This is a genomic window from Paenibacillus sp. SORGH_AS_0306 (assembly GCF_030819345.1).
GTDB lineage: Bacteria > Bacillota > Bacilli > Paenibacillales > Paenibacillaceae > Saccharibacillus > Saccharibacillus kyungheensis.
Window position 1 is genome coordinate 2,134,955 of sequence record NZ_JAUTBP010000001.1, and the last position, 12,339, is coordinate 2,147,293.

Below are 12,339 nucleotides of genomic sequence, written 5' to 3' on the forward strand. Positions count from 1 at the left end.
CCAGTACCTCCTTGGCACAATGACATAGATAGCAACAACATACATCGTTATTACTATCTACGTATAATAACTTTGCTTGGAGAAGCAATTATAATGACGAACTACTCTATTACATCGGTTGTTGATGTTTGGCTAACCGTTTGTTTTTACGTGCTAACTTGGAAGTCATCCGTTTATCGGTATACCGTGCCATAACCATATAGAGCGAAGGTACAACAAATAATGTTAAGACCGTTGAGAATACCAGGCCGAAAATAATAACAACACCTAATGGACGGAATAACAGTTCACCCACTGTAGCAATTGGAATCATCCCTACTATAGCTGTTAATGATGTCAAAATAATCGGACGGAAACGTGCGGATGCCGCCAGAATAATTGCTTCCGTTAATTCTATGCCTTCATGTCTGGCATCTTCTATAAATTCGATCAATACGATACCGTTACGCACCACAATGCCTGCGAGTGCAATAATTCCCATTACCGCCATAAATCCAATCGGCGTCTGAGTGACAAATAGTCCTAACACTCCACCTGCGGCCGCTAAATATACAGTTGTCATAATAATAAACGGAATCAATAACGAATAGAATTGCATCGTAATCAGGATAAAGATAATAAATACAGCGACTAAAAATAATGCACCCAAATCTGTAAAGGTATCTGTCTGGCTGGATGTTTCTCCGCCAACTTCCCATGCATATCCTTCTGGAAGCTGAATTTGCTCAAGCTTAGGTCTAATATCTTGCATCGCTTCTGTTGCTGTAGGTCCACTGAGTTCTGCTTCTATTGTATTCACACGCTTGAGATCATAATGGTTGATCTGTTGAATTGAAAATACAGGCTTGATATCGACAATTTGAGATAATGGAATCTGTATACCAGCCGCATTGGTGATATTTACCTGTTGCAATAATGTATTTGGACTGCTGTTACGTGAATCTTTGATATATAACTTGAGATCAATCAAATCACTACCATTATCAAAATCACCTACACTAAATCCGCTACCCATCATCAGCAATGTTTGAGTTAAATTTTTGTATGTGACTTGATAGCGATCCATCGCTTGTTTGTTGACAGCAAAATCTAATGTATAACTATCATTTCCGGTACTATCTGTAATCCCATACGTACCTGGAGACTCTGAAATAATCTGCTTGATCTGATCGCTCAGATGACGCAGTTCTGGTAATTGATCACCTGTTACACGGATCGAGATAGGCTTTCCGACTGGAATCCCAAGTGCAGCACCTTTTACAGAGATTTGAGTACCAGGATATTCTGCTTTTAATGATTGTGACCATAGCTCTACTATAGAATCGACATTCATACCATGTTTTCCTGTAACCAAAATCTGACCGGAATTTGCTCCACTTCCAGATTCAGAAGTACTATTGAATAGCTTGGGAGCTGCTCCGCCTACAGCATAAGCTAACTTATCAATATCAGGTTGCTTTTTCACCCAACTAGCAATATTTTCTGTAACTCGATTAGTTTCTGCCAGTGATGTTCCTGAAGGCAAGTTAACATCAACAGAAATTTGCGGTTCTTCTGATGTTCCGAACAGCTCCACAGGTGTTGCCAAAACAAGGCTATACACTGCTGTACTGATCACTAACCCTGTTAAAGCAACGATCAATGGACGTTTAAGTATACCTGGCATTAAACGGAAAGCATATCCATTTGTTAATTTCTGAATTTGTTTTCCTAATAGACCTGCTGGCTTATCAATATGACGTTTGCCTTTTTCAATTTGTCTATTTTCATACCATTCTCGGAAAATAGGAATAATCGTTAATGACATAATCATAGAAGCTAGCATACATAATGAAATAATCACTGGAATCGGTCGGATAAACGAACCCATATCCCCGGGTAGCAACATTAACGGTACAAAAGCAGCAATTGTAGCAAGTGTTGCTGTAATAATCGAAACGGCTACTTCTTTCGTCCCTCGTACAGAAGCTTCTTTGGGATTTTCTCCAAGTGTGGATAGCCTTCGCTCGATATTATCATTGACTACTACAGCATCATCCACCAGAATCCCTAATACAATAATAAGACCCACAATAGTGATCTGGTTCAATGTGATGCCTGCTTGCGGTAATACAATTAAGGCTAGCGCAATAGAGATTGGAATCGAAAGAGCTACAAAACCTGCTGTCAGTAAATTCATGCCTAACGTACAGATCAGAATAACAGCAATAATAGCGATAGCCATTTCTCGTATCAAATCGTTAAAGATTCGCTGTACTTCATCATTTTGTGCAAATAAAGAATCTATTTTTAGATTAGAAGGTAATGTTTTTTCTAAAGAAGCTATTTTAGTAGATAACGCTTTATTCATATTGATAACATCTGAACCGGCTTGACTACTAATATCCATCGTGATAGATGGTACTCCATTGTAGTAACTCAGATAAGATGCGGTAGTAGGAACCATTTTTACATCTGCTACATCTTTGAGATAGACAGGAATACCGGCTTCTGTCTGAGCGATCAGAATATCATTTATCGTCTGAAAGTCGTCTGATTTATCGACTTTGAGCTGATACGTACGATTTTCATAGGTCAGATTTCCGACAGGTATGCGGTCATTTTCAGATTGAATCGCTTGCATTACCGTCTCCCAGGTAATATTGTATTGCTTTAACTTAGTAGTATCTGCTTCAATACTGATCTCCTGCTGAGGTAGACCTTTGATAGATACTTCAGTGATCCCTGGAATAGCACGAAGTTGCTTGCTCCATGTGTTCATCAGATCATTTAGAGCATAGATATCTTCTTTGGTTTTGCCATAGATCGCAAAAGACTGTACAAAGCTTTGTGCCAGATTATCGTTAACGATCGGCACATCTGCATCAGCAGGTAAGCTCGACTGAGCATCTTCTACTTTACGTCTAATTTCATTCCATACACTTTCTGCATCTGCTTTATCTTCCGCTTGCACAACAATCGTAGAGATGCCGTTGCCTGACGTAGATGATATTGTTTTGAGATCAGTCACTTCTTTGATCTTTTGCTCTAACACTTCGGTAACTGTCTGTTCCATCAGTTCTGGTGAAGCACCAGCATATGTGGTAGTGATTACCGCAGTTTTGACGACAACATCAGGTTGTAATTGTCGTGGTAATCCTAGACCGGAATAGACACCATACGCAATCAACAATACAAAAAATAATAGCGTAACTTTACGTTTTTTGATAAAAAATTCAATCATGTGCAGTTACCTCTTGTTGATTCTTTGTAGTACTTTGATTTGTCTTAGCCGTAGAACTATTGGCTGGGGTAGCAAGAGCATCTCCATTGAACAAACGGTCTGCCCCTTGTACAACGACTTGATCTCCGACTTGAAGCCCGCTTTTAATCAAATATTGATTGTTATACGATTCACCTATAGTGACAAACGTCTGAACCGCTTTGCCTTTGTTATTTCTAAATACATAAGGTTTATCTCCTGTACTAATGACTGCTTCTACAGGTAATAAAATTCCTTTTTGAGTAGTTGCCTGGCGGGAAGCTTTGATCACTTGACCGGGCTTCCAATCTTGCTTCGGATTGCTGACAGTTACTTCCGCATTGATAGAACCCGTACTTTCATTGGTTTGCGGATACAATTTGGTTACTTTACCTGTACGCACATCATCATACAGACTGACGCTCACTTGTTGCCCTACTTTCCACTGATTGATTTCACTATCAGCGATTGGAAGTAGAACTTTTAAGCGTGTTGTTTCTCCAATCACGAATGGATCAGATGAACCACCCATTGCTCCGCCACCACTTGAACCTGCACTGACAGTTTGCCCTACAGATACATTTTTTTCTAAAATCACTCCAGATGCTTGGGCTTTGAGTGTTGTATACGATAGGCTCAATACGATTTTATTTTTAGCAATAACGGCTTGATCGTAACTTGCTTGCGACTTTTGTATGTTTGCTTGAGATTGTGCAATACCTGCTTCAGCTTGAGCTACACCGGCTTTGGCTTGTTCTATCGTTGCCTGTGCATTCGCAATGCCTGTCTGCGCTTCTTTCACTGTCGATGCTGCACTGGCACGCTCTGAAGCACTTGCACCTTCTACGATTAAAGAAAGCTTGGCTTGAGCATCTTTGAGACTATCAGTTGCATCTGCTAGTGCAGTTTGTGCTTGCTCATTTTCTTGTTGCGTTAGCAATCCATTACTAGCTAGTGTCTGCGAACGAGTTGCTTCTGCTTTTGCCTGATTATATGCAGTTTGTGCTTTGTTTACTGCATTTTGCGCTTGTGCTTTTTCTTGCGAGCGTGCTCCAGATAGCACACTTTGTTGACTCACACGAGCACTTTCAATTTTGGCTTGAGCACTTTCTAGTTGCGCGTTAGCCGAAGAGACGGTAGCTAATGAATTTTGTTTAGCTGCTTGAGCATCTTTTAAAGAAGCATTTGCACTGGACAGATCTGCTTGAGCAGCAGCGACTGACTGATTCGCATCTGCTAACGACAGTTGTAGATCAGCAGTATCCAGAGTAGCTAATACCGCACCTTTATTGACTTGCTGTCCAATTTCGCCTTTTACAGAAGTGACTGTTCCAGCTGTTCGGAAAGTAACAGGCGTTTCGTTATACGCTGTTAATGTGCCGGATAGATCGTAATTTACATCTAACGCTTGTTGCTTAATTGTTGTAAATGTGACATTGTTGCTTGTTGTCTGCACAGCAGCAGTCGATGGTTCTGTCGAGCAAGCTGTTAGACTAACCATCAGCAAGAGCGCTATCACAATGGAAGAACGTTTTGGGTTCATAGATCATATTCCTTTCTTATCTCTATCCAATATAGTGTTCTTTTCTCTGCTTTGATCCTACCAAAGCTTGCGCTCTAGCGAATCGTCCATCCGTACATCCAGCTATTGCCCTTTCGGGCATGTACGCAAAAAAAGAACACACCACTATAATTATGTGATGTGTTCTTTATGTTGTTTGGCTAGATATGCACTAATCCTTGTTCTACTGCTATCGCAACAGCTTGTGCTCTTGAATCTACACCTAGTTTATTATAAATATTAGTCAAATGTGCTTTGACGGTTCGTTCGGCTATCCCCATATCAAAAGCAATTTCTTTACTCCGATGCCCGTAAGCTGCTGCTTGTAGCACAATTTTTTCTTTTTCCGATAAAGAAGGGAACGAATTAGAAGTACTCTGTTTCTTCGGTGTCGCCTGACGCTTGGCTTGAAAAACGATCTCCATAATCTCGGGTTGTAATAATGTCTCGCCTCGAATAGCGGAATCGAGTGTACGAAATAAATGCTCGCGTTTGGTATCTTTGAGCAAATAACCTTTTGCTCCTATGGTAAGTCCTTTGATCATAAGATCATCTTCATTGTAGGTAGTCAGGATAACGATAGGGATAGAGCTGTGTTGTTCTTGTAATTTTTCTATCGCTTCGATCCCATTCATAACAGGCATATTAAGATCCATCAAAATAATATCAGGCTTGAGTTCTTCTATCCGCTGTAGAGCCACTTGACCATTTTCCGCTTCGCCTATCACCTGATACTCTTCGCTTGTCTCCAAAATAAGCTTAAGCCCTTCTCTTACCACAAAGTGATCATCGACTATCAATACGTTATGTTTCATTATATTCTCCTGCTCTCCAGGGAATCTTCAGATGAATTGAAGTTCCTTGAGGAATACGGTTAGTAATCGTTAGTGTTCCATGTATAATACGTGTCCGTTCTTGCATACCGATCAGCCCATAATGCCCACTTAGCTTACCAATCTGGCGAGTATCAAATCCTTTACCATTATCACAGATATCGATAATCAGATCATATGGATTACTGCTAATCGTTAACTCCACTTGTGTCGCCTGAGCATGCTTAATAATATTGGTTAAACATTCGCGCATAATCTGAATACTATGTTCATGAATAAGCTGTGATACTTCTATAGGAGCTACAATCTTATACTCTATCGGTATACCTGTAGATTCAATAAAATGTTGTATTTCTTTTTCAACAGATTCGGTAAAATCAATCTGTAGCCCCTGCACACGCAAATCATCAATAGCATTACGGGCTTCTGCTAATGTATGACGAGCACCATTCATAGATAAATGAACGATTTCATGCGCCCTTTTGATATTATTTACTGACAAATGAGCATCGACTGCTTCTAATTGCATGACTAGACCCGCTAAGCCCTGTGCCAGTGTATCATGCAAATCTCTTGCCATCCGCTGACGCTCATTCGCTACGGTTAATTCTTCTACTTGATAATGAGCAATCTCTAATTCGTTCAAAAAATGCTGTGTCCGCAAACGCGCTGAAAATTGGCGTAAAGTTAATCGAATAATTCCAGCCACCATGATATTCATCAATGTGAATAAACAGATAAACAGGATACTAATATAGACGGAATCAATATACCACATATAAAAAATACATATAATATAACTAATAATAACAAATGATATGATCTTTACTTTGGAGTAAGGGGAATATAACATCTGTCCAATCATAATCGGATAAAGTCCGATCATCACCAAATAATAACCGGAAGTCATAAAATAAGCAGCTATGATTAAAATACCACTTTGTAATATAAAATACATCCATGTCCTTTTCTCAATAAAACGTGAGAAATGCCAATTTAAAAATATAAAACAAAAAATACTTATATTACTAATAATGATATGAAGAACACGATTATGATTCAATACTTCTAATAATGTGATCCCTATATGTGCAATAATAATCCATATCATGACAGGTTTACGCAATTCTCTAGCAATCTCAATCAAATGCTTTTTTTGCATAATGCCCTCCTTTCACAAGCTTCTTATAGTATATCAGTTGCTTGTGAAAGGATATTGTACTTTCGGGCATGTACGTTTCAAAATATAGCAATAAAACGGTTAAAGCTTAACTCGCTGATTCTTTCGAAAAGCGAATATGATTTGTAAGGATTTGCTTAGCAGATGTCCACTGTATGCCAGAATAGCGATTATTATTAATTTGTTCTAACTTTCCTAATCCGCTGAACATACCATGAACATACTGCATACCTTGCCAAGCAGGATATAGATCATCGGTTGACTTCGAGCAGGTACGTGCAATCTTAATCAATGTCTCTAAAAAGTTACGGCTTCCTGCTTTGAACAAACGGAAGCGCTGACCGGTTAGCGAGCTCATCAACACCGCTAATTGACGTGCGCTGATCTGATCTCCTGCAATATAGACAAAGCGTGGAGTATGATCATCCAGAGCAATTTTGGCTGTAAAGGTAGCGACATTGTCTTTGGTGGTAAAATCCATCGGTTGATCGGCATCGTCCCAATACAGGATTCGTTTGTGAGAAAACAAAACAATCGGCGCCATACCGGTTAGCATATCTGCAAATGCTCCATTTAAAACCGATGTTGCTGTGATCGGAGCCTGATCCAGTATTTTCATAAAGTCACGACGTAACTCTAAATTGCGATTCGATCCTACAGGCAATTTGGTATAATCCATAGAATAATCAGAAGGAATAAAGCGAGGAACACCTGCTGCTACAGCCGCTTCTAATAACAAAGTCTGCGTTTCTATAATTACTTCGTCCAATCCACTAAGAGCTGACACTACACAAGATACATCGAGACATGCTTCTTTCATTTCAGTAGCGTTATGATAATCGACTTCTACAATGTGTATTCCTAGCTGTTCTAACGGGACTATTTTGTCTAAAGGTGTGCCCCGACGGATTAAAGCTCGTACAGTTGCTCCTTCATCGACAAGTGCTCTAGCAATTCGTCCTCCTAGATCACCTGTACTGCCTGCAATTAGAACGGTTTTGTGTTGTGATATCAATGAGATGTCCTCCTTTTAATCTAGGTCTACATTCTACGACTCTATTATCTATAACACCAAATCGCTTAAATGATGCACTACAAAAAAAGCTTATGCAGATATATAGCATAAGCTTGAACGTATAAACGATTCTATTTAACTATTCCATTCATCTCCAGAAAAGCGTTCTGTAGCTCTAGCGTGTTCTTGCTTGGCTTGTTCACTAAGACGATAACGAATCTCTTGAAGCATAATCGACATGATTTCTCTGCGTTCTCCCAGATCAATCAATGCTTTGCGCAATCCATCTCGTACCATCCCTTGTTGCTCACCTTGCTGATAACTGGCTAGCGCATTCGCACCTTTTTCTATTTCTAATTGCAAATCTTTAACATACGAAGTAATGAGCAATAACGATTCTTCGTATACGTCGCTAGAAAATCCTTTGAGCGGAGAACGAATAAATCGCTCCTGCACTTGATCTTGAACATTAACCATTACAAAAGCGGGATTACTCAACAGCAATTGCATACTTTGCATTTGTAAATCTTCAGGCATCCGATCAATTAGAATTGCTTCATTTTGTTCTAACAACTGTTTTAAGCAATAATTCAGTTCGGCATCACCTTCTGGTAATTTCTCTACTTGGTTTTTTCTCACGAAATAGATCATTGTTGTCTCCTTTAGGTTACTGAATACGTTTACTAAAATAGCTAAACAAAGTATATCGTTGTTAACATCATTATGAACAAGAGTCTTAGTAAGAAGATACGCAATATTTTAAGTATTTTTTTATAACTTAACCATTTTAAGTACATTGTTAGCATGTTCCACTCAAAAATAGACTCTTATTTACAATAATCGGCTTAAAACAAAGAAAAAGTTATGTATAAATGCGAATATTAGACAAATTATGCACTAAGACCTATAACGAAAAAGACGAAAAAGAACAAAGAAATTTCATTTTTCCTTGTTCTTGCCACATTCAGGACGATTGTTACATTTTAACTAATAATAATACACTTGCTATCACTATTATGACCGATTCCTTTGGATTTTACGATAGGAATAGGACGCTGTGCAGTCAGTTGTAACAGATATTGCTGAATCTGATGCCATTCATGGTGTTGTTCTATTTCGGTAAATGTACCTAACAGTATCCCCGAACAGGTAGAAAACACACCGATTTGATGTAGCTGATCCAGCATAGACATTATGCGTGCTGCACGTCCACTCCATGATTCTAACAAAATAACTTTACCCGATACATCTGGAAAATAAGGAGTACCGACCAATTTCAAAAAGCAACGAATATTGCCTCCAATCACATCACCATTCAGATTTTCACCTTGTATAAAGTCAAAATCAAATTGATATAAATCTGAACCACCTTCAAAAAAGGTACGATAAAATTGTTGCCGTTGCTCGGCTCCATGTTCTTTAATTATATTCATGATCTGATAATGGTACGTCTGAATCTGTGATTGCTGTACAATTGCATTTAAGACTACTGTTAGATCACTCATACCAAAAAATGCCGTTTGAGCTGTGCGGATCTGCGCATAGTTTAGATACGGAAGTATTCCATTCGCCAGATCGCCACCAGAAATATCAAAAATCGCTTTGATTTGTGGATCAGCAAACAACCGATTCAATTCGTTTGCTTTTTCTTGTGCCGTATGAGCATCAATCAATGTGCTAGCTTCTACCACTTGAAGCCCCCATTGTTGTAAATGCCCGATCAGTTCATTAATCTGTACTCGCCGATCCTGTGAAATAGGGTCTGAACAAGCAATAAGTGCTACTGTATCTCCTGATTTCAGTTGCAGTGTCATTTATGTATTGCTCCTCTCTGTTGAGTGTAAAGAATCACGTATAAGTATTCCTTTGTTCAATAGTTCTACTTGTTTACTGTTGTAATCTTTACTGATATCTTTATTCACCACTATACTATAAAAGGAATTCATATTACGTAAAACAGATTGTATGGTTAATTGTGTTAACTCATACTCTTGATGTGGATATTCTAGATTAGAATCAAACATAAAGGTAGCATCCTGTTCTATGGCGACCCCTCCAGCTACAAACTCTAATTTTTCAAAGATTTGTACAAGTAAGGCTGTAAACTCATCTAATTCGGAATATTTAATACCAATTTGGTTCCATTCAGACACATCTGTTGAGCTACCATAAAAACACATTGAAAAACATAAACTATTGTTAGCAATACGTTGAATATAAAGGTCACTTCGACGAGTTCTAGATGTATGAACATTAAGAGGAACACATATTTGATGAATTCTTCTACTATTAGAGTCTTGTTCATCATATAGATATCCTTTATGGAAAGCTTGCAAAAGGTCAGTAGTCATGTGCATTTCTATCTTTATTGGAAGATCGCACAATTTATCTAATATGACTTGAATAGATTCAGATTCAAACATTAGAAAGCTAATTTCTAAAAAAGGACCACCTTGCAATCTATCCATAGCTATCTCCTTTTTCTTATTACGAATTCGCTGTGACGGATAACTGATAAAACTTTTTATCCACTTGCATTACTGGAAAAGAAGCAGGTAGTTGGGTTACTTCTATTTCTTGAAAGCTATTTTTCTCATAAAATCGATGGGCGGCTATAAATTGTAGAGTTGTGCCTAAATATATATGCGTCAATTGCTGTTGGGTTGCCCACGAGACGGCTTGTTGTAACAATAATGTAGCTGTATTCCACACTTTTCCTCGATAATCAGAATGGACAAACATTTTGCGAAGAGCGACCTGTTGATTCCCTATATCTAACAAAGCAATCGTACCCACTACTTGATCACCATCACAAGCCACCCAGAAGTTACCGTTCCCTTTTTGATAAAAAGATTGAATGGATAACAGGTCTGGCTGATCTTCCTTAGTAATCGGTATATTGTATTCTTGTTGCTGAATATGGAGAATAAGCTGTACTACTTGTTCTTGATCACTATCTGCGTAATTTCGAATACTTAGCGATGAATTCATTGGCGATACTCCTTTAGGAAAGAATTCCATTTCTTTTTGGAAAAAGGTTTATACAACAACGTCTCAAACCCATCATATTGTTGTTCATTCATACGTAGAACTATAGCTTTTTTAGCAATTTTAGCACAGGGTTGTGAAGAATAGTTTGGACTGCCTAACTTTCTTCGGACAGGAATATTAAATTGCAACAGATCCGCTAAATCGTACCAACCTTCCCAGCTCCATCTAGCTTTGCGTTTCCAATCTATCGCATATAATATGTAATCAGATGTAGAGTTATTTTGTTTTTCGATCATAATCCATGTAGCAGGAATGACTTTTTGAGCTTGTCGTTGATTCATATTTGCTCCCTCGCAATATCATTTCGTTATTGTTCTATTTTCATATGAATAGTCTATAAATTCAACGTTCAATTATCAATATGCAAAACAAAAAGCCATTCACCGGAAATCTTTCAGCGAACGACTTTGATTTAAAATTTATTTTAAAATTAAAATGTATGATCTAAAAAAACACATTTTACAATAAAATCGAGATTAAGATAGGTAAAGAAATTAAGGATAATACCGAACTAATAACAAAAGAAGAAGCTGTTTCAACTTCAAGCGTTTCAAAGCGAGACGCAATCATTGCGGCGACTGCTGATCCTGGGAAAGATACCAACAATACAGCCATCGTAATATCTTTTGAAGATAATCCAAATGCTAAAGCTAATACATACGTTAAAATAGGCAATCCGACTACTTTTAATACCGAAATACTGATAGCATTCGCACTAAATTGAATACGATTCAGACCAATAGTTACACCAATTGCAAATAATGCCGCACCGGATGTAATACTACCAATTTGATCAAGTGAACTTTGCAGCAATTCAGGAGAATGGAATCCAAACATCGTAAGCACAACCCCTAATAAAGGAACACAAGCTAAAGGTTCTCTAAGACCATGTAAAATCGAATGAACAGTCAGTTTGAGCAAGTTTTCAGGATGTCCATCTTTTTGCCCTGCTTGTGTTTTTTTACCTACAGAACTGACAATAGTTGCGATTGGATCAAGTAACGCATTAACAACAATACCTGTAATCGCAATCGGAATAGCAACTTCAGCAGCTCCAAACAAACTTCCAAGTACAGGTATACCCATAAAAGCGAAAGAAGGTTGAGTCGCATTTAAGGAGAAAATAGATGATCTATTTAAATCCTTTTTGAACACAAGTCTTAGGATTAACAGCAAAATTACATAAAACCCGATAATCCCTAAAAACATTGTGATAAAAAAAGGCCATTTATCGATTAACGTTTGTTTACTTGTTGTAGTAATTCCGATAAAAAGGTGAGCAGGTAGTGCAAATTTGGTAACTAATGTATTTAAACCTTTAGACGATGCGGAATTGAATACTTTAAAATGACCGCCCAAAAAGCCAAGAATAATAACAAAGAAAATAGGTATTAAAATAATAAAAATATGACCGACTGACATGTTGTAGGACCTCCATTATATTTTCAAATCTACCCT

The 12,339-nt window shown here is 38.0% G+C and carries 11 protein-coding genes; all 11 read right to left on the reverse strand.

Annotated elements, in window-relative coordinates; translation table 11 throughout:
* Positions 1-109: 109 nt before the first annotated feature.
* A complete protein-coding gene (locus QE450_RS09140) occupies positions 110-3,223 on the reverse strand; it encodes an efflux RND transporter permease subunit (protein ID WP_307298704.1) in 3,114 nt (1,037 codons plus the stop codon).
* Positions 3,216-4,784, reverse strand: a complete 1,569-nt coding sequence (locus QE450_RS09145) for an efflux RND transporter periplasmic adaptor subunit (protein WP_307298705.1) — start codon at positions 4,782-4,784, stop codon at positions 3,216-3,218. The genes QE450_RS09140 and QE450_RS09145 overlap by 8 nt, the downstream gene beginning before the upstream one ends.
* A 179-nt stretch (positions 4,785-4,963) precedes the next feature.
* Positions 4,964-5,617 carry a response regulator gene (locus QE450_RS09150; protein ID WP_273612515.1) on the reverse strand — a complete coding sequence of 218 codons (654 nt, stop codon included), beginning with the start codon at positions 5,615-5,617 and terminating at the stop codon, positions 4,964-4,966.
* A complete protein-coding gene (locus tag QE450_RS09155) occupies positions 5,607-6,797 on the reverse strand; it encodes a sensor histidine kinase (protein WP_307298709.1) in 1,191 nt (396 codons plus the stop codon). The genes QE450_RS09150 and QE450_RS09155 overlap by 11 nt, the downstream gene beginning before the upstream one ends.
* A gap of 106 nt (positions 6,798-6,903) precedes the next feature.
* Positions 6,904-7,830, reverse strand: coding sequence for an aromatic alcohol reductase (locus QE450_RS09160; RefSeq protein ID WP_273612517.1), 927 nt, complete (start codon positions 7,828-7,830; stop codon positions 6,904-6,906).
* A gap of 135 nt (positions 7,831-7,965) precedes the next feature.
* Positions 7,966-8,481, reverse strand: a complete 516-nt coding sequence (locus tag QE450_RS09165) for a hypothetical protein (protein ID WP_273612518.1) — start codon at positions 8,479-8,481, stop codon at positions 7,966-7,968.
* Between the two features lie 332 nt (positions 8,482-8,813).
* The gene (locus QE450_RS09170; protein WP_307298712.1) at positions 8,814-9,644 is read right to left on the reverse strand and encodes a S66 peptidase family protein; all 831 of its coding nucleotides are present in this window, start codon (positions 9,642-9,644) and stop codon (positions 8,814-8,816) included.
* Positions 9,645-10,298: a hypothetical protein gene (locus QE450_RS09175; RefSeq protein ID WP_307298714.1), complete on the reverse strand. Its 654-nt coding sequence runs from the start codon at positions 10,296-10,298 to the stop codon at positions 9,645-9,647.
* Between the two features lie 19 nt (positions 10,299-10,317).
* A complete protein-coding gene (locus tag QE450_RS09180; RefSeq protein ID WP_307298715.1) occupies positions 10,318-10,821 on the reverse strand; it encodes a GNAT family N-acetyltransferase in 504 nt (167 codons plus the stop codon).
* Positions 10,818-11,162 carry a hypothetical protein gene (locus QE450_RS09185; RefSeq protein WP_307298717.1) on the reverse strand — a complete coding sequence of 115 codons (345 nt, stop codon included), beginning with the start codon at positions 11,160-11,162 and terminating at the stop codon, positions 10,818-10,820. Before QE450_RS09185 ends, QE450_RS09180 begins: the two co-directional genes overlap by 4 nt.
* A 178-nt stretch (positions 11,163-11,340) precedes the next feature.
* Positions 11,341-12,303, reverse strand: a complete 963-nt coding sequence (locus tag QE450_RS09190) for an AEC family transporter (protein ID WP_137221734.1) — start codon at positions 12,301-12,303, stop codon at positions 11,341-11,343.
* Positions 12,304-12,339: the final 36 nt, after the last annotated feature.